General features: G+C 56.8%; 22 protein-coding genes. 11 read left to right on the forward strand and 11 right to left on the reverse strand.

The features are described 5' to 3' along the window. Positions 1-17 precede the first annotated feature (17 nt). The 3 genes from grxD to purL form a co-directional block, all read right to left on the reverse strand. Positions 18-350 carry a Grx4 family monothiol glutaredoxin gene (grxD, locus tag N8E88_RS25545; RefSeq protein WP_262293034.1) on the reverse strand — a complete coding sequence of 111 codons (333 nt, stop codon included), beginning with the start codon at positions 348-350 and terminating at the stop codon, positions 18-20. A 279-nt stretch (positions 351-629) separates the two neighbouring features. Next, positions 630-863, reverse strand: a complete 234-nt coding sequence (locus N8E88_RS25550) for a BolA/IbaG family iron-sulfur metabolism protein (protein ID WP_027229868.1) — start codon at positions 861-863, stop codon at positions 630-632. Between the two features lie 12 nt (positions 864-875). Beyond that, on the reverse strand, positions 876-3,107 hold the full coding sequence (gene purL, locus N8E88_RS25555) for a phosphoribosylformylglycinamidine synthase subunit PurL (RefSeq protein ID WP_262293035.1): 2,232 nt from the start codon (positions 3,105-3,107) through the stop codon (positions 876-878). A gap of 187 nt (positions 3,108-3,294) precedes the next feature. Between purL and N8E88_RS25560 the strand changes: the two genes are divergently transcribed. Then, positions 3,295-4,062 carry an SDR family NAD(P)-dependent oxidoreductase gene (locus N8E88_RS25560; RefSeq protein WP_262293036.1) on the forward strand — a complete coding sequence of 256 codons (768 nt, stop codon included), beginning with the start codon at positions 3,295-3,297 and terminating at the stop codon, positions 4,060-4,062. A 102-nt stretch (positions 4,063-4,164) separates the two neighbouring features. Then, positions 4,165-4,491 (forward strand): DUF1330 domain-containing protein, encoded by a 327-nt coding sequence (locus tag N8E88_RS25565; protein WP_114428873.1) that lies wholly within the window; start codon positions 4,165-4,167, stop codon positions 4,489-4,491. Positions 4,492-4,720: 229 nt separating this feature from the next. Here the strand turns inward: N8E88_RS25565 and N8E88_RS25570 are convergent, their stop codons facing one another. After that, positions 4,721-6,136, reverse strand: coding sequence for an aminotransferase-like domain-containing protein (locus N8E88_RS25570; protein WP_262293037.1), 1,416 nt, complete (start codon positions 6,134-6,136; stop codon positions 4,721-4,723). Between the two features lie 91 nt (positions 6,137-6,227). Between N8E88_RS25570 and N8E88_RS25575 the strand changes: the two genes are divergently transcribed. After that, positions 6,228-6,461 (forward strand): DUF1127 domain-containing protein, encoded by a 234-nt coding sequence (locus N8E88_RS25575; RefSeq protein WP_262293038.1) that lies wholly within the window; start codon positions 6,228-6,230, stop codon positions 6,459-6,461. Between the two features lie 67 nt (positions 6,462-6,528). After that, on the forward strand, positions 6,529-6,738 hold the full coding sequence (locus tag N8E88_RS25580; protein WP_262293039.1) for a DUF1127 domain-containing protein: 210 nt from the start codon (positions 6,529-6,531) through the stop codon (positions 6,736-6,738). Between the two features lie 41 nt (positions 6,739-6,779). Here the strand turns inward: N8E88_RS25580 and N8E88_RS25585 are convergent, their stop codons facing one another. The 5 genes from N8E88_RS25585 to N8E88_RS25605 all read right to left on the reverse strand — a co-directional run bounded on the left by N8E88_RS25585 (position 6,780) and on the right by N8E88_RS25605 (position 9,308). After that, on the reverse strand, positions 6,780-7,196 hold the full coding sequence (locus N8E88_RS25585) for a hypothetical protein (protein WP_262293040.1): 417 nt from the start codon (positions 7,194-7,196) through the stop codon (positions 6,780-6,782). 23 nt (positions 7,197-7,219) lie between these two features. Continuing rightward, a complete protein-coding gene (locus N8E88_RS25590) occupies positions 7,220-7,879 on the reverse strand; it encodes a glutathione S-transferase family protein (protein WP_262293041.1) in 660 nt (219 codons plus the stop codon). 78 nt (positions 7,880-7,957) lie between these two features. Continuing rightward, complete coding sequence (locus N8E88_RS25595) at positions 7,958-8,362, reverse strand: PIN domain-containing protein (RefSeq protein ID WP_262293042.1); 405 nt, start codon at positions 8,360-8,362, stop codon at positions 7,958-7,960. Then, on the reverse strand, positions 8,352-8,585 hold the full coding sequence (locus N8E88_RS25600) for an AbrB/MazE/SpoVT family DNA-binding domain-containing protein (RefSeq protein ID WP_410010616.1): 234 nt from the start codon (positions 8,583-8,585) through the stop codon (positions 8,352-8,354). Before N8E88_RS25600 ends, N8E88_RS25595 begins: the two co-directional genes overlap by 11 nt. Positions 8,586-8,759: 174 nt before the next feature. Further along, a complete protein-coding gene (locus N8E88_RS25605) occupies positions 8,760-9,308 on the reverse strand; it encodes an RBBP9/YdeN family alpha/beta hydrolase (RefSeq protein ID WP_262293043.1) in 549 nt (182 codons plus the stop codon). A 207-nt stretch (positions 9,309-9,515) separates the two neighbouring features. On the opposite strand from N8E88_RS25605, the gene N8E88_RS25610 reads away from it, so the two are divergent. The 3 genes from N8E88_RS25610 (at position 9,516) to N8E88_RS25620 (ending at position 11,699) form a co-directional block, all read left to right on the forward strand. Continuing rightward, positions 9,516-10,205 (forward strand): mechanosensitive ion channel family protein, encoded by a 690-nt coding sequence (locus N8E88_RS25610; protein WP_262293044.1) that lies wholly within the window; start codon positions 9,516-9,518, stop codon positions 10,203-10,205. 47 nt (positions 10,206-10,252) lie between these two features. Beyond that, positions 10,253-10,951 carry a cyclic nucleotide-binding domain-containing protein gene (locus tag N8E88_RS25615; protein ID WP_262293045.1) on the forward strand — a complete coding sequence of 233 codons (699 nt, stop codon included), beginning with the start codon at positions 10,253-10,255 and terminating at the stop codon, positions 10,949-10,951. Between the two features lie 88 nt (positions 10,952-11,039). After that, positions 11,040-11,699, forward strand: coding sequence for a dihydrofolate reductase family protein (locus tag N8E88_RS25620; protein WP_262293046.1), 660 nt, complete (start codon positions 11,040-11,042; stop codon positions 11,697-11,699). Between the two features lie 40 nt (positions 11,700-11,739). Here the strand turns inward: N8E88_RS25620 and N8E88_RS25625 are convergent, their stop codons facing one another. Continuing rightward, positions 11,740-12,093: a CAP-Gly domain protein gene (locus N8E88_RS25625; protein WP_262295625.1), complete on the reverse strand. Its 354-nt coding sequence runs from the start codon at positions 12,091-12,093 to the stop codon at positions 11,740-11,742. Between the two features lie 255 nt (positions 12,094-12,348). Continuing rightward, positions 12,349-13,632 carry an MGH1-like glycoside hydrolase domain-containing protein gene (locus tag N8E88_RS25630; RefSeq protein ID WP_262293047.1) on the reverse strand — a complete coding sequence of 428 codons (1,284 nt, stop codon included), beginning with the start codon at positions 13,630-13,632 and terminating at the stop codon, positions 12,349-12,351. A gap of 36 nt (positions 13,633-13,668) precedes the next feature. On the opposite strand from N8E88_RS25630, the gene N8E88_RS25635 reads away from it, so the two are divergent. The 4 genes from N8E88_RS25635 to N8E88_RS25650 all read left to right on the forward strand — a co-directional run bounded on the left by N8E88_RS25635 (position 13,669) and on the right by N8E88_RS25650 (position 15,978). Next, on the forward strand, positions 13,669-14,073 hold the full coding sequence (locus N8E88_RS25635; RefSeq protein ID WP_262293048.1) for a hypothetical protein: 405 nt from the start codon (positions 13,669-13,671) through the stop codon (positions 14,071-14,073). A gap of 218 nt (positions 14,074-14,291) precedes the next feature. Next, positions 14,292-15,275 (forward strand): NAD-dependent epimerase/dehydratase family protein, encoded by a 984-nt coding sequence (locus tag N8E88_RS25640; RefSeq protein WP_262293049.1) that lies wholly within the window; start codon positions 14,292-14,294, stop codon positions 15,273-15,275. Positions 15,276-15,354: 79 nt separating this feature from the next. Continuing rightward, positions 15,355-15,534: a type II toxin-antitoxin system HicA family toxin gene (locus tag N8E88_RS25645; RefSeq protein ID WP_262293050.1), complete on the forward strand. Its 180-nt coding sequence runs from the start codon at positions 15,355-15,357 to the stop codon at positions 15,532-15,534. 48 nt (positions 15,535-15,582) lie between these two features. Then, positions 15,583-15,978: a type II toxin-antitoxin system HicB family antitoxin gene (locus tag N8E88_RS25650; protein ID WP_262293051.1), complete on the forward strand. Its 396-nt coding sequence runs from the start codon at positions 15,583-15,585 to the stop codon at positions 15,976-15,978. Positions 15,979-16,231 lie beyond the last annotated feature (253 nt).

The following is a 16,231-nucleotide window of genomic DNA, read 5'->3' on the forward strand; positions in this document are numbered from 1 at the left end:
TTGGAATTAAAGCGTAATCAGGCGGCCTTGGTGGCAACGCCCTTTTCGCTGAGGAGAGCCTGCAATTCACCCGCCTGGAACATTTCGCGGATGATATCGCAACCGCCGACAAATTCACCCTTCACATAAAGCTGCGGGATGGTCGGCCAGTTGGAATAGTCCTTGATACCCTGGCGCAGTTCATTGGAAGAAAGAATGTTCACGCCTTTATAGTCGACACCGATATAATCAAGGATCTGCACGACCTGACCGGAGAATCCGCATTGCGGAAAGCCTGGGGTGCCCTTCATGAAAAGGACGACGTCGTTGCTCTTCACTTCATTGTCGATGAATTCGTTGATACCGCTCATTTAAGGTTCCTTTCGCGGCCGCGAGGGAGGAATCACGGCCAGAAAAACGCTTTGAGGCCAATCTACCTCAATTCTTTGCCCAGAAAAAGCACGATGGGCGCGCGAACGCAAGTAACTTGTCTGTAGTAGATGGTGCGTTGTGCGTGGTTCGACCAGCTCACCATGAGGGATGCTGTGCGCTGTTTTTCGCCACGCTCCACGACTTGGTTCCCTGCAATCAGCCCACCCCCCTCATGGTGAGCTTGTCGAACCACGCATCGTGGATACTGCCAAGCGCCGTTAATCCGGCGCGCTGGTCTGCAAGGCGAGGGCGTGCAATACCCCGCCCATATTGCCTTTCAGCGCATCATAGACCATCTGGTGCTGCTGAACGCGTGACTTGCCGCGAAAGCTTTCCGCGACGACTTCGGCGGCGTAATGGTCGCCATCGCCAGCCAGATCGCGAATGGTTACTTTCGCATCCGGAATGGCGTCCCGAATCATCTTTTCGATATCGCGCGCGTCCATTGCCATGTCGTTCTCTCCTCAGGCGGCCTGTGTTTTTTCGTCCGCCTGACCACTCATATAGTCAGGGAACCACGATTCGTGGGCTTTTGTCAGGTCGGCTATAGATATGGCGAGCAGGCGTCCAATCGTCAATGTGTTGCCGCCAACTGTACCAAGGTTGCGGAATGGAACCCCGGAACCTTCCGCGTTGAGCATGACGAGTTTTGCCATGTCAGGGGCAACCGCCACGACGTAGCGGGCCTGGTCCTCACCGAACAACAGCGCATGCGGCGCGGTTTCGCCAATTTCCACATTCGCACCTTTGCCGGAGGCCATGCACATCTCGCTGAGCGCTATGGCAAGACCACCATCGGATAGATCGTGGCAGGCGCTCACCTGGCCGTTGCGAATGGCGGAGCGGATGAAGTCGCCATTGCGCTTTTCGACGCCGAGATCGACGCTGGGAGCAGGGCCGTCTGCCCGCCCATGCAGATCGCGAAGATAGATCGACTGGCCGAGATGCGTGCCGTCGCCGCCGACGAGGATCAGCACATCACCATCGCGCATGCCGCCGATCTTGGCGGTCTTCGTCCAGTCCGGGATGAGCCCGACGCCGGCGATGGTCGGGGTTGGCAGGATAGCCTGGCCGTTGGTCTCGTTGTAAAGCGAGACATTGCCCGAGACGATCGGGAAGGCCAGTGCGCGGCAGGCATCGCCGATGCCGCCAATTGCTTTCACCAACTGGCCCATGATCTCGGGCCGTTCCGGATTACCGAAATTGAGATTGTCCGTTGCGGCCAGCGGTTCGGCGCCAACAGCTGTCAGGTTACGCCAGCATTCGGCGACCGCCTGCTTGCCGCCTTCATAGGGATCCGCTTCGCAATAACGCGGCGTCACATCCGACGAAAAGGCGAGAGCCTTGCTGTGATGGCCATCGACACGCACCACACCGGCGTCTCCGCCCGGTACCTGCAGGGAATTGCCCTGGATCAGCGTGTCATATTGCTCATAGACCCAGCGGCGCGATGAAAGGTCAGGCGAATTGAGCATTTGCAGCAGCGCCGCGCCATAGTCCTCGACCTCCGGCACATTGGCGGCAGGCAGCGGTGCATGCTTGCCCGGCTCCATCCAGGGCCGGTCATATTCCGGAGCCTGATCGCCGAGATCCTTGATCGGCAGGTTGGCGACTTCATCGCCGTCATGCAGCACGCGAAAGCGCAGATCGTCGGTCGTATAGCCGACAATGGCGAAATCCAGCCCCCATTTCTTGAAGATGGCCTCGGCCTCTTCTTCCTTTTCCGGGCGCAGCACCATCAGCATCCGCTCCTGGCTTTCGGAAAGCATCATTTCGTAGGCAGTCATGCGCTCTTCGCGCACCGGCACGGAGTTGAGATCGAGCTCGATCCCGAGATTGCCCTTGGCGCCCATTTCTACTGCCGAGCAGGTGAGGCCGGCAGCACCCATGTCCTGGATGGCGATGACCGCGCCGGAAGCCATCAGTTCCAGGGAAGCCTCGAGCAGGCATTTTTCGGTAAAGGGATCGCCCACCTGTACGGTCGGGCGCTTCTCCTCGATGGATTCGTCGAATTCGGCCGAAGCCATGGTTGCACCGCCAACGCCGTCGCGTCCGGTCTTGGCACCGAGATAAACCACCGGCAGGCCTACGCCCTTGGCCTCGGACAGGAAGATCGCATCGGTCTTGGCAAGGCCCGCGGCAAACGCATTGACCAGAATATTGCCGTTATAGCGCGCGTCGAAATTGACCTCGCCGCCAACCGTGGGCACGCCGAACGAATTGCCATAGCCGCCGACGCCTTCGACCACGCCGGAAACCAGATGCCGTGTCTTCGGGTGCGACGGTTCGCCGAAACGCAGAGCGTTCATTGCCGCGATCGGCCGTGCGCCCATGGTGAACACATCGCGCAAAATACCGCCGACGCCGGTCGCCGCACCCTGGTATGGCTCTATATAGGACGGGTGGTTGTGGCTCTCCATCTTGAAGACAACGCAATCGCCATCGCCGATATCGACCACACCGGCGTTTTCGCCCGGCCCCTGGATGACCTGCGGCCCCGTGGTCGGCAGCGTCCGCAGCCACTTTTTCGAAGATTTGTAGGAACAATGCTCGTTCCACATGGCGGAAAAGATGCCAAGTTCGGTAAAGCTCGGCTCGCGCCCGATCAGATCGAGGATGCGCTGATATTCGTCGGGCTTCAGGCCGTGCGAAGCCACGAGTTCCGGCGTGATCTTGACAGTATTGGAAATGGTCATGGGTCCTGGAATATCCATACATGGGAAAGCTTTTGGCCTTCTTTAGCTTATGTAGTCCTGCGGCGCGATAGGAAAAAGGACTGAATCAACAGAGAGGGTCGCGGGTCAAAGGATGCGGCGCTTGTCGGGTCCATATAGCGGGCATAAGGTCTGCATTCAGGCACTATCGCGCGTGGAGGAGATCGAAATGACGGGCAGGCTGGCGAGCAAGGTGGCAATCGTTTCCGGTGGAGCGACAGGCATGGGCGGCGCAGCATCGAAGCTTTTTGCTGCCGAGGACGCGAAAGTGGCGATCATCGACCGCAACGAGCAGGCGGCCGCCGCTACCGTCGCGGAAATCACTGCTGCCGGCGGTGCCGCGAGCTATTTCGTCGCCGACGTTTCGGATGAGGCGCAGGTGCAAAAGGCCGTTGCCGGCGTTGCGGAAAGATACGGCAATGTCACCGTTCTCTTCAACCATGCGGGCACCATCGTCATCAAGCCGTTCCTCGAGACGACGGTCGAAGAGTGGGATTGGCTGCACGCGGTCAATGTGCGCTCCATGTATCTGATGACGCGCGCCGTCATCCCGCAAATGCTCGACGCTGGCGGCGGTTCGATCGTCTGCACCTCGTCCATTTCAGCCGTGGCGGCGACGCCGATGGAAGTTCTCTACGATACGACCAAAGGCGCGTGCCACATGTTCGCGCGGGCCATCGCCGTCGAGTTTCGCGACCGCAATATTCGCTGCAACGCCGTCTGTCCCGGTTTTATCCGCACGCCGCACGGCGTTCGCGAGGTGGATGAATTGCAAAAGCAAGGCGTGGATGTTTCGGATGAAGCGATAAGCGCGGCGCAGGGGCGCATCGGCGAGCCGGAAGAGGTGGCGCGTGCCGCGCTTTTCCTTGCCAGCGACGAGGCGAGCTTCATCACCGGCACGCACCTGTTCGTCGATAACGGCTTTACGGCGATCTGAACAAAGCGTTTCTGCAACTGGAAGTTGGCGCTCCCCCGTGCAACACTGCGTTCGGGTCACCGGACGCTAGGGGCTTTGAAAGCCCGGCATAGGAGGAATGCAATGACGGTTTTCCTGATCGCCGACGTTAAAATCACTGATGACAAATGGGTGCCGGAATATGCAGCTGTCGTGCACGATATCGCGGCGAAACATGGCGGCAAATATCTTTCACGCAGCGGCAATATCAAAGTACTTGAGGGCAAGCCGCTTGAGACGACGCTCATCGCACTTATCCAGTTTCCGGATGCGGATGCCGCCATGGCCTTTGCCAATGATCCGGAATACGCCCCTTACGGCAAGGCGCGCCAGGAAGGCAGCGAAAGCCGCTTCCAGCTCATCGACGATACGGATATCGCCGGCACTATCCCGTATTTGGGCAAGGGGTGAAGGATAGAGCGCCGGCGTAGTTCGAGCCGTCAGCGCAAGCAATGTGACCATCACCATGTGCGTGGTTCGACAAGCTCACCATGAGGGAGGTTGGTATGTTTCAATGCCAATCGTCAACGTTTCCATTTCGTAGCTCCCTGCAATCACCAGCCTCCCTCATGGTGAGCTTGTCGAACCACGCACATGGAATTGGTCTGATTATTTGCTCGGACTCTCCAGGAATCATACCTCAAGAATAACTGTCATAACTCGCATTATCCGTTTCCATTAGCCGGCGTAGAATGCTGAAGCCCTGAACCACCTCATCGCGCGTTTCCGGCACTGTCAGTCCGAGCCGGACACGATGGAACACTTTCTCCGTGCGACCCGGTTTGAATTCGTCCTCGTCGTCGACAAGCACGCCTTCATTCAGCGCGGCGCTTTTAAACGTGCCAGAAAGCCATGGGTCAGGCAATTTCACCCACAGAAATGGCGAAAGCGGCTGCGAGGAGAACTCCATTCCTGCAAAGACCGAGCGTGCAATCGCTTCGCGCGCGGCGATCTCGGTCTGGACCTTGCCGCGGATCGCGTCGGCTTCGCCTGAATTGACCAGTTGGGCGCCGAGTTCCGCCATGATGAATGGCATGCCGCCCGTGACCATCTTGTGCGCCGTGTGGACACGCGCCGCGAGATGCGGAGGGCAGGCGACCCAGCCGCCGCGCACCCCCGCAGCCACGGATTTCGACAGGCCGCCAATATGAAATGTCCGCTCCGGCGCGAGATCGGCGATCTTGATGTGATCCAGCCCCATCACCGAGCCGTAAATCTCGTCCTCGATGATCCAGACATTGTGCCGCCGCGCAATCTCGACAATCGCCCGCCGATGCTCCTCCGGCATGGTGGTTGCGGTCGGGTTGTGCAGCGATGGCATGAGAAAAACCAGCTTGGGATGCTGCTGCGCACAGAGCCGCTCGAAATCGTCGGGCGTCGCGCTGCCATTTTCCGTGTGGAGGATGATGCTGCGCCGCCCCATGAGATTGACGCTGCGTGCTGCCGAGCAATAGGTCAGATCTTCGAAAGCGACCCTGTCGCCGGGAACGGTTATCGCTGCAATGACCGCGAGAATTGCCGAATGCGCGCCGAGTGTCGGTACGATCGACGCAGGCTCCGGCGCCCAGCCAGCGCCGGACAGCCATTTGCTTCCCGCCTCCTGCCACGATCCGGGAAGGGTGCGGGAATAGCTCGACATCTCGCGCGGAAATTGCCTGGTGATCTCCGCCAGCAGCTGTTCCATCGCGTCGGACTGGCCGACCTCGATCGCAGCCGTCGAGTCCATGCGAATCTTGCCGGGCGTCGCCACCGGACCGCGCGTGCCGCCAAACGGTTCAGTGTGCGGCGGCGCCTGAACCAGCGCGGCGTCCTTGTGATCTGTCACATAGGTGCCACGCCCCACTTCTCCGCTGACAAGCCCACGCTCGCGGATGAGATTATAGGCCCGGCCGACCGTGCCTATCGTCACGCCGATATCGAAGGCGAGATTGCGCTGCGGCGGTAGTTTGGTACCGGGCGCGAGAATGCCCCCGGCAATGTCGGTTTCGATTCGGTCGGCCAGCTGCAGGTACAGCGGGCCTTTGCCGGGTTCGAGTTCAGGGAGCCAATTTGTCATGGTAACAATTAATATATTGCACTTCCAATTGAGTCAATTCATATAACAATCGCAGAAAAAGAGTCAATTTGACCTCCCAAGGACAATGACAATGGATACAATAGATACAATTAGACCTTCTGATGGCGTTGCAAGTCACGCGGCAGCGACTGAAAAGCGCGGATGGCTACCGACGGTTTCCGGACTGGTTGGCTGGTTTGGCAACGCCATGATGAAGCGCCGGACGCGCATGCATCTCAGCGAGCTCGGCAATGATCTGTTGAACGATGTCGGTATTGAACCGGCGCAAGCGCGTCGCGAAACGAGGCGGTTCTTCTGGGATTGAGGCGCTCTTGCGATGGGCGTTGCCAATACCGATATGAAAGGCGATCGCTCGTCACATGGAGGCGAATATGGGTCCTATCTACATAGATCCTGGCCGGTTCGGCCTGGTACCAGCATTTCAAAACGACTTATTTACCCGCGTCATGCGTTGGCTGGAAAATGCGGCCGTGAAGCGCCGAACGAGACTGGAGCTTGGATCGCTTGGCGATGACGGGTTGAAAGACCTCGGCTTGACACGCGATCACGTCGAAGCGGATCTCGAAAAGTATTATTCCTGAGGTGACGAGGCCGGCGCACTGTGCACGGCCTCGCACCATTTTCATCCGCTGGCGGAGCACGATGTCTGCCCGCCTGCCCACCGGCGCACGTCTCCGGCGATACGATTTCCTGCGGAATTGCTCATGAGGGGACCGAAGGCTTCGACCTTCGCCGGGTTGCCTTCCGCATGCACGACGAGAAGCGGGCGTCCGCCCGGATTGCTCGCTGGGACGACCAGGATGCGCGGGCGTCCCGAAAAGGAATTCAGTTCCGGCGCCAGACGGTACGGCTTGAAGCTTGAATCGCCCGATTTGAACCAGCAATTATTGGCGGCGATCGCCACGCGCTCCATTGTTGGCAGCGCGGCTTTTTCCGATGCGAAGGCCAGAGAGCCAGGCCCGGGTTTGCCTTTCGATTGACAACCGGCAAGGACGCCGAGCGAAATTATTACGGCGATTGCGATCGTCGGCGTCTTCATGCGTATTTTCTCCAGTCTGGAATCTAGGCGGACTCGAGTTCACCCTGGAACACTTTGAGCCCGTCGGTCATTTCGTACCAGACCAGCGATAGCACCGGATCCTGAATAATCAGTTGCTGAAGCGCATCGAATTTCGGGTAGGGATCGAGCAGATCCTCGCGGCCGGAGATGACACGGAAATTGTTGAAGACGAAACGCGTCGGCGTCAGCCAGGCGTCGGCCAGCGTCATCTGATCGCCCAGTGCGTAAGGGCCGTTGCCAATGCGCGTTTCAATCTCCGTCAGGCCGATCTCCATCTGCCTGAACAGCTTGCTGATGCGCGCATCATCCTTCGACTTCAGATAAAACAGCTCGAAAAGTTCCATCACCGGCGCCAGCACCTCGAGTTCGGCCGTGCGCGCTGTCATGCGCACGATGGCGCGGTCGCGGGAATCGGCCGGGAGGAGCGATGGTTCAGGGAAATGCTCTTCCAGATATTCGGCGATCACCGAGGCTTCGACGATGGTGAGGCCGGAGCCGGTGATCAGCACAGGTATGCGGTTAAACGGCGAAATTGCGCGGAATTCTTCCGGGATAGGAAATCCCGCGGGCGGCGCAACGATCTTGATGGGAGCTTGTTTGTAATAGGCAATGCAGCGAATGATGGAGGAATAGGGGGATAGCGGCCGCGAGTAGAGTTTCATGTGTGTTCCTCCATTTAAGCGCAGTTTTTTGTATGGCGTATGGCTGCGTTGCCAACCGTATACGAATGACAGGCGAGATCAAGCGAGCCGGAAGGGATTGACGATGCGCAATCGGTTCTCGATTACGAGGCCATCGCGCATGTCCTCCGACCACAGAACATCGCAACCGCTGAGTATGGCCGAAGCAATCATCAGCGCATCGAAGATTTGAAAGCCGTGCCGTTCCGCAATGGCGATTGCCTCTTCGTGAACATTGACGTCCATAGAAACAATCTTTGGACAGAGTGTGCAGATCGACGCAAGCGCTTCGCGAATTTCCTCCCAATCCATGCCAAGTTTTCGTCGAGCGACATTGGTGAACTCGTTCAAAACCTGCACGCCAATTGTGCAACCCTCAGCGAGAAGTTCTTGGGATCTTATGCGACGTGGATCATCGGTAAAGGCATAAATCAGAACGTTGGTATCAAGAAACTCAGCGGGCATTGGATTCGTCGCGGTCGAATTTCCAATCCGGCGGAAGTTTCTTCCCAAAAGCGCGGATACGTTCCAGCGCGCGCTCACGACTGCGATCGTGCGCGATTTCGAAGGTACGCTCGTCCGCCACGCGGATTTCGATCTCGGTGCCCTCCTCGAGATCGAGTGCGTCTACAACCGTTGCGGGCAATCGGATGGCCAGGCTATTGCCCCATTTTGCTACACGCATCATCAGCTCCATTGGATATACAAATCTAATGTATATCCAATGACAACTTTGTCAATATACGACCGCGCGCGTGACTCTGATGAACAGTTGATATTCACGCTATGACGCGACGAAAATGGTGGTTTTCGAGCACCGGAGCACAGAAAAGCGCCATTGCAGGCCGTCAGAGCATGAATCTCAGAGTCTTGACAGGAACTGGGCGAATACCATCGAGCCTTCCGGCCAGGGGCCGTGGCCGGATTCCGAATTGAGATGGCCGCTGTCGCCGGCATCGATGATCATCGAACCCCATGATGCGGCGAGTTCATCGGCCACCTCGTAGGAGCAATAATGATCGTTGCGGCTGGCGACGACGATGGACGGAAATGTGAATGGTTCCAGTGGGTAGGGACCGAAGGTCATCAGATGTTTCGGCCGGATCTTCGGGTTGGAAACATCCGGCGGCGTTACCAGAAACGCGCCTTTGACCTTGTCGCCGATCTCGGGAATGGCATGGATGAAGGTCGGCACGCCAAGCGAATGCGCGACTACGACCACCGGGCGCGTCGCCGCATTGACGGATTTTATCACCTCGGCCACCCAGTCCTCGCGCACGGGTTTCGTCCACTCCGCTTGGCTCACGCGGCGCGCGGTGGAAAGCTTTGTCTCCCAGCGCGTCTGCCAGTGATCGGGGCCGGAATTGGTATAGCCGGGGACGATGAGAATATCGGTGTCTTTGACTTTCATGCGCCGTATTTAGGAAAAATGGCGGTGGTGTGCAATATGGGCATGCCTGGCGAACGCTGCGAGCAGGGATATACCAGGTCTCGGCAGTCTTCGTTATCGATACCGACGAAAAGGCGCTTGTCCTTCCAATGAAGTAAGGTAAGGAGCGTTGGCCGGGCCAAAAATCGAAACCCGGCCTCGTTAGCTTGCTTTCAGGAGCCACCTACCATGCTCGATCTGCTTGTCTCGCCACTTTTCCAAATCGTCGTGCTGGGTGTTGCAGGCATCGTCGTCTGGCATTTGCAAGGGCGCGGTCGTCCGACAGCCCGCCTTCTGGTCCAGATCGCTTTCTTTGCCGCCATGACGGCAATATTGTTCGCAAACGGTATCTCGCCTCTCAAGTTCGAGCCAATGAGAGAAGGCGGCGCTATGCTCATCGCAGCCAAGACGCTGTGGTGGGTACATCTGGCCTGGGCCTCGATCGGTTTTGTCCGCATCTATATTGTCCTCGACGGCAGGCCGCGCGAAGCCCGGGTGTTGCAGGACCTGATCATCGCCATGGTCTATCTTGCGGTTGCGCTCTCGGTCCTCGCCTTCGTGTTTGACTTTGCAATCGGAACACTCCTCGCGACCTCCGGCGTCATCGCGATCATACTCGGCCTTGCCTTGCAGAGCACCCTGAACGATCTCTTTTCCGGATTGGCACTCACATTGGGACGCCCGTATGGAATCGGTGACTGGATCATCCTGACCGACGGCACCGAAGGACGGGTGGCTGAGAGCACCTGGCGTTCAACCCATATCCTGACGCCGGCAAACAACATCGTCGTTTTGCCGAACAGCTTTCTGGCCAAGATCGGACGACGAACGTCAATCGTCCTGACGAGACGCATCTGCTGGTTCTGCCGCTGCGTGTGAAGCCGGTGCACCCGCCATCTTTTGTCGTCGAGAAGATGCGGCAAGCGATGATTGGTGCAAACAACATCATTCACGATCCTGCTCCCGTTGTCGCGCTGAAGGGTATCGACGCCTTTGCCATGGACATCGAACTGCAATTCCGCGTCAGGCATCCCTCAGATAGAATTCCTGCCAGAAACGAGCTTATCGATCTGGTCTACCGCCAATGTATCGAGACGGGCATTTCTCTTGCCCTGCCGGCGTCGTCTTCCGTCCTTGTTGAAAATATTCACACCAATCATGCCTCACAGGCCACGTTGCAGGAATTGTTGCAGAGCAATCCGATCTTTGCGGATATCGAACAGGCCGAGCTGCATAAACTGGCAGCGTCGGCGAAACTGCGGCAGTACCGGCCCGGAGCTATCATTTTCGAAGCGGCGGATAGTGCATCGAACCTGATGATTGTCCGCTCCGGAGCTGCATCGGCCCTTTATGATGGCGCAGAAGTCCTGCGACTTGCACCGGGTGCCATATTTGGCCAGATCGATGGTGTGCCCCGGACCACCAAATACGAAGCTTTGACCGTGGTCGAAACCTATGAAATTGACGGACTGACCTTGGCGACGCTGTTCAAAGATCACCCCGAAATGCAAGACAACCTTACCCGGCACCTGTCCGGTATTACCGGGAATGGATCGGCGGCGGGCTCTTCCCGAGGGGAGCATGCATCCATCCTGCGTACTGTTCGAGGCTTGTTGGGTAAATGAATAAATGCACAATTTCTTCTCGGCGCTGTCGGCAAATGCCACTGCCGTTCGTCTTTAACGCATAACGGCAGCACTGAAGGAGACTAAAATGAGAAAGATCGTTACTGGTGCTTTTGTGAGCCTCGACGGTGTCATGCAGGCACCGGGCGGCCCCGACGAAGACCCGATTGGCGGCTTCAAGTATGGCGGCTGGGTTGCACCCTACTTTGACAAGACAGGGGAAGAGGCGGTGGGCGAGATGTTTGCCAAGCCTTTCGACCTTCTGCTCGGCAGGAAAACCTATGATATTTTCGCTGCACATTGGCCTTATGCCGGCGCTGACGATCCGATCGGTCCGTTGTTCGACCGCATCACCAAATATGTCGCGACCCGCAACCCGAACCTGAAGCTCGATTGGCAGAACAGCCAAACCCTGGGCCCGGACGTGGTGGCGACCGTCACCAAGCTGAAAAACGAGGACGGGCCGGATCTGCTCACCCAAGGCTCGACCGATTTCTTGAAAACCCTGTTCGAAAATGACCTGATCGACGAGATGAACGTCTTTATCTTTCCGCTCATATTAGGGAAGGGCAAGAAGCTGTTCAGCGACGATGCCTCTCCCGCCGCGTTGAAACTCGTTTCCTCAAAGGTCTCGGACACCGGCGTCACGGTCAACAAATACGTTCGCGCGGGGGACATCGTGACCGGCTCGTTCGAATTCGAACAGCCGACCGACGCAGAGTTGGCACGGCGTAGAAACCTGACGTGAACCGATCAACGGTGAGGGTCGCACCTGACTATCCGGGAATTCAGACCTTCTCCTTCTTTTTCGCCGGAGTTTTCTTCGCCGGTTCATCCGTCTCGTCCGGCGCGGGGGTCAACAGCTTGCGCAGTTGGCCAATCTTGTCTTTCACCAATGGGCGAAAGCGGGACGCACGGTAAGGCATGTCGGCGGCGCCGTAACCTTCGGGGCCGTCATCATTGCCGCGGTGGATTTCCTCGACCTTGATGCCGACGAATTCGCCATCGACGTAGTGCTGATACATGCCAATCCAGCGGATGGTGTAGATCTGGCCTTTTCGGATGATTTGATCGATGCTGACATTCTTGAACTTGTCGGCGATACAAACGACTTTCTGTCCGACATAAAAGTCGTTCATGATATTACCCTCGCCTAACCAAAGCAGGCTCAAATGAGCGTGCTGCCGCGATAGAGTCAACCAAAACAGTTGCCGATGCCACTCTGCGCGCCCCCCACAAGAGCCTCGACGTCTACATTCACGCCCGCGATATGGGTATTGACACGCAGCAATGGTGTCAGAACCAATAGAGACGCCACGCGGCGGCCCTGTCTCCGCTTTGACAAGAGGGAGGCAGGGCCGCTCGAATACCCTCACCAGTTAGTCTAAGGTCGAGGGTTAGGGATTCTTCAATATGATCTCAACTTGATGGTAACCCTTCAGTTCCGGGCCGATGACGTAGTCGTTGGCTGTCTTGCAGCCGTCGACCTTCATGGATTCAATCCTGCTGCCCTCACCCTTAAGATTGATCGTCAAAACGGAACCACGATACTTCACCCCCTCAAGGGTCGCACCTTCCCAACCTTTTGGCAGGACGGGTTGGAACGCCAAACCGCTTGTTTCCGGTTGCAACCCGAAAAGGCCGCTATAGACCATCCTGAGATATGCCGTTGCCGACCAGGTCTGATGCGGTTCCGATTTCCCCCAATGTCTTCCCGATTGCCATCCGCCGTCAGGTTCTCCGGTTTGCGCATTGTAAATCTCGTAGAATTGCTTGCTCGCGGTCGCCATTTTGGCCAGATTCGTCATTTCAGTGGCGAAGGGCGCGGTCGCACCAGCCTTCGCCATTGCGTTGGCCCAAAATCCTTGGACTATCGGCCACACGATGTTGTTATGGCGGCCCGGCTCCTGATCGGAATAACGCTCAAAGGGAGGATAGACGTCTGTTATTCCCCATGGCTCGACATGCGTATTGGCCACGATTGAGCCGGTCCTGTCCTTGTCCGCGATGCCGAAAAGGATGGCGAAAGACAAGCCCGTGCCTTCGTGATAGGTCTCCGGCGCGTCTTTGGTTGCGTCGAGCAGCAAATATCCATAGATATTGGCGTCCGGCCGCCAGAATTTTTTATTTATTGTGATCTTCAGGGCATCGGCTTCGGCATCGAATCCTTTGGCCGCTTCTGTGTTGTTCAACGTACCAGCCATTTTGGCGGCACTGCGATAGGCTTCGTAATGTACGGCATTCGTGCTTAGGGTCATTATTTTGTCGGTTCCAGAAGAGCCCAAAACGAAGCTGTCCCCTTGCTCGTTGTCGGCAAGAGAGTCGGGATATCCAGCAATTCCATCATTGAAGAAGGAGGGACCCGTATAAAGTCCTGCATTCTCATCGAAGCTCTCGGTTTTTCTCACTTTCAGCGTGTTCACCGAGGTTTTGTAGGCTTGGTACAGGAACTCCTTGTCGCCGGTCAGCAGGTAATGATTCCAGGCGGACACGATCCATATGACATGGTCCCACCACTGATTGTCCTGTTGAACGATAAGGCTGCCGTCATTGGTCGGGTTCACCACTGCCCAAAGCGTGTTGCGGGCTAGATCGGGTGCAATGAGGCTGGCGGCATTCCAGGTGTTCACCGCCGAGTCGCGCGACCAGGCCGTCGGATATCCGCCACCAGCGCGCAACATTTTTGCTGGGTTGCCTGTCAGCAGTTTCGATTCACGGTGATCAGCATCGGCATTGATCTGATTGATTTCGAGAAGATTCTTGAGGGCCATGTCATATGGGCCAGCAAAAAGTTCCTGACGATCCTTTTTGCTAAACGACAATTTTGGAGTCGGGCCAGCCTCGACGTATTCTTTCAATCCATTCGAGTCGATTTTGCAACTAACTATGGCCGGCAGGATTTGAACTGCCGGGTCGCCAGTCGTTTTCCCGTCGCTTCCGCCAGCATCGACGCTCGTTTGCTCAGTATTGGTGCTTGTCCCCTCGGAATTGTTTTTTGCTTCCGCAGTATCGGTGATGGCCGTTCCGGAGTTGTTGGTGAATGTGCCCCTGGTGTTGGCTTGTGGCCTATCTTCGTTGCAGCCGGAGATGATCGTGGCACCGAGAATAGTCAATATCACTGACGTTTTGAATATTGCAGTGCAGCAATTTGATTTAATTATAATTCCTCCACTACAAAATTTTCTTATAAATACTTCTAAGACGCTTAATCTGTAGTAGAAAATATTGAGAACTTCTATTGAACTTTGGAATGAGGTTTGGGCCTGGTGGTGACAAATACCTTCATCCGTTTAAATCATCGATGCTGCCAACCCTTCGATTCTATCTTATGGAGACGCGCATGACGATATTGGTGACAGGAAGCTCAGGTCATCTGGGCGAGGCGCTTGTGCGCACATTGCAGGGCAGAGGTCGCGAGGTCGCCGGGCTCGATATCGCGGCGGGTCCGTTCACCAGCCATCTTGGTTCGGTAGCAGACCGCCCTTTCGTCAAACGCTGCATGGCGGGTATCGAGGCCGTCTTCCATGCGGCCACGCTGCACAAGCCGCATGTCGGCACGCACATGCGGCAGGATTTCGTCGATACCAATATCACCGGCACCTTGAACCTGCTGGAAGAAGCCGTGGCGGCGGGCGTCAAATCCTTCATCTATACCAGTACAACGAGTGTCTTTGGCGACGCGCTGGTGCCACCCGTAGCTGCGCCGGCCGCCTGGATTACCGAGGATGTGCGGCCTGTCCCCAAGAACATCTATGGGGTGACCAAGGCAGCAGCCGAAGACCTTTGCCAGCTGTTTCATCGCAACCAGCGATTGGCGACTATGGTGTTGCGCACCTCGCGGTTTTTCCCGGAAGAAGATGACGACAAGGACGTGCGAAACAGCTTTGCCGATGAAAACATCAAGCTGAATGAGTTTCTCTACCGTCGGGTAGATATCGAAGACATCGTCAGCGCGCATCTTCTGGCGGCGGAAAAGGCGCCTGCACGGGGTTTTCGCCGCTATATCATCAGCGCGACGACACCGTTTGAGCCAGACGATCTGGCCGATTTGCGCACCGATGCCCCGCGTGCCGTGCAGCGCCGCGTCCCAGAATACGCGGCGGAGTTTGCGCAACGCGGTTGGAAAATGGTGCCGAGCATCGACCGTGTGTATGTCAATGAGCGCGCGCGGACAGAACTCGGCTGGCAGCCGAAATATGATTTCCGGTCTCTCATTGAACGGCTGAGAGCAGGTGAGGATACACGCAGTCCGTTGGCTAGGCTGATTGGCGCAAAAGGCTACCATGCGGAGAGGTTCGGTGAGGGGCCATATCCGGTAGAGTGAATTGGTGCATTTATATGCACGCAAGGATTGACTCTTGCAGAAAATTTGGTGCACTATAATGCACCAAAGATGGATCAAAATGCCTAAGCCAGAGATCGTTGCGCGGCTAGAAGCCGAGGGATGGATCAATGTCGGTGGTGGCAATCACGACCGTTTTATCCATAAGGATAGACCGGAGCTCATGATTCCAGTACCCCGTCACCGCGAATTGTCTCCTGGAACGGCGAGATCCATCGCGAAGGCAGCGGGTTGGATGTAAGCGACCCGCTGTTGGCCTCAGGGTCACGACCGAAAGGAACATGGCAAAATGACCTATTATGTTGGAATACTGGATGGAACCGGTGCTGTCTGGGGTGTACGCATTCCAGATGTTTCTGGCTGTGTTGGGGCAGGGGCGAGCCCCGAACAGGCAATTGCTGACGTGACAATCGCTCTTCGCGACGTGATGGCCCATAGGCGTGGAGGCGGCTTCGAGATACCGGCCCCATCCTCGGTCTCAGCCATTCTTGCGTCAGGTGAAATTCAAGCCGGCGAAACGATCGTTATGATTCCACTGGTCCTTGATTCCGGGCGAACAGTACGTGCCAATCTCACGATGGATGCGGGATTGCTGGATGCTATTGATGAGGCGGCGACGCTTCGCGGTGTGACTCGTTCCGCCTTTGTCGCGAGCGCAGCGCGGGAAAAAATTGAGGCAGCGTGATTATCGCCGCTCCGGACGGCATACTTCCTACCGCCCCTACCTCCCTCATGGTGAGCTTGTCGAACCACGCAAAACAGTGGTGCGTGGTCCGACAAGCTCACCATGAGGGAGGTGAGTAAACAATCCCCATCAATCGGTTCACTATTTGTGAACAAGCTGTTCGCGCGCGCCGGGCTTGTTTCTGGCGTCGACAAAGCCGACCTTAGCAACAACGAAACTGATATGTTGCGAGGGGATGGGTTATGAAGCTCAC

Origin of the sequence: Phyllobacterium zundukense (assembly GCF_025452195.1) — a bacterium.
Classification (GTDB): domain Bacteria; phylum Pseudomonadota; class Alphaproteobacteria; order Rhizobiales; family Rhizobiaceae; genus Phyllobacterium; species Phyllobacterium zundukense_A.

Excerpts from the sequence above, each read along its gene's own strand:
- grxD (WP_262293034.1), bottom strand. The coding sequence starts at position 350 with ATGAGCGGTATCAACGAATTCATCGACAATGAAGTGAAGAGCAACGAC.
- N8E88_RS25550 (WP_027229868.1), bottom strand. The coding sequence starts at position 863 with ATGGCAATGGACGCGCGCGATATCGAAAAGATGATTCGGGACGCCATT.
- purL (WP_262293035.1), bottom strand. The coding sequence starts at position 3,107 with ATGACCATTTCCAATACTGTCAAGATCACGCCGGAACTCGTGGCTTCG.
- N8E88_RS25560 (WP_262293036.1), top strand. The coding sequence starts at position 3,295 with ATGACGGGCAGGCTGGCGAGCAAGGTGGCAATCGTTTCCGGTGGAGCG.
- N8E88_RS25565 (WP_114428873.1), top strand. The coding sequence starts at position 4,165 with ATGACGGTTTTCCTGATCGCCGACGTTAAAATCACTGATGACAAATGG.
- N8E88_RS25570 (WP_262293037.1), bottom strand. The coding sequence starts at position 6,136 with ATGACAAATTGGCTCCCTGAACTCGAACCCGGCAAAGGCCCGCTGTAC.
- N8E88_RS25575 (WP_262293038.1), top strand. The coding sequence starts at position 6,228 with ATGGATACAATAGATACAATTAGACCTTCTGATGGCGTTGCAAGTCAC.
- N8E88_RS25580 (WP_262293039.1), top strand. The coding sequence starts at position 6,529 with ATGGGTCCTATCTACATAGATCCTGGCCGGTTCGGCCTGGTACCAGCA.
- N8E88_RS25585 (WP_262293040.1), bottom strand. The coding sequence starts at position 7,196 with ATGAAGACGCCGACGATCGCAATCGCCGTAATAATTTCGCTCGGCGTC.
- N8E88_RS25590 (WP_262293041.1), bottom strand. The coding sequence starts at position 7,879 with ATGAAACTCTACTCGCGGCCGCTATCCCCCTATTCCTCCATCATTCGC.
- N8E88_RS25595 (WP_262293042.1), bottom strand. The coding sequence starts at position 8,362 with ATGCCCGCTGAGTTTCTTGATACCAACGTTCTGATTTATGCCTTTACC.
- N8E88_RS25600 (WP_410010616.1), bottom strand. The coding sequence starts at position 8,585 with ATGATGCGTGTAGCAAAATGGGGCAATAGCCTGGCCATCCGATTGCCC.
- N8E88_RS25605 (WP_262293043.1), bottom strand. The coding sequence starts at position 9,308 with ATGAAAGTCAAAGACACCGATATTCTCATCGTCCCCGGCTATACCAAT.
- N8E88_RS25610 (WP_262293044.1), top strand. The coding sequence starts at position 9,516 with ATGCTCGATCTGCTTGTCTCGCCACTTTTCCAAATCGTCGTGCTGGGT.
- N8E88_RS25615 (WP_262293045.1), top strand. The coding sequence starts at position 10,253 with ATGATTGGTGCAAACAACATCATTCACGATCCTGCTCCCGTTGTCGCG.
- N8E88_RS25620 (WP_262293046.1), top strand. The coding sequence starts at position 11,040 with ATGAGAAAGATCGTTACTGGTGCTTTTGTGAGCCTCGACGGTGTCATG.
- N8E88_RS25630 (WP_262293047.1), bottom strand. The coding sequence starts at position 13,632 with ATGTTGCGCGCTGGTGGCGGATATCCGACGGCCTGGTCGCGCGACTCG.
- N8E88_RS25640 (WP_262293049.1), top strand. The coding sequence starts at position 14,292 with ATGACGATATTGGTGACAGGAAGCTCAGGTCATCTGGGCGAGGCGCTT.
- N8E88_RS25645 (WP_262293050.1), top strand. The coding sequence starts at position 15,355 with ATGCCTAAGCCAGAGATCGTTGCGCGGCTAGAAGCCGAGGGATGGATC.
- N8E88_RS25650 (WP_262293051.1), top strand. The coding sequence starts at position 15,583 with ATGACCTATTATGTTGGAATACTGGATGGAACCGGTGCTGTCTGGGGT.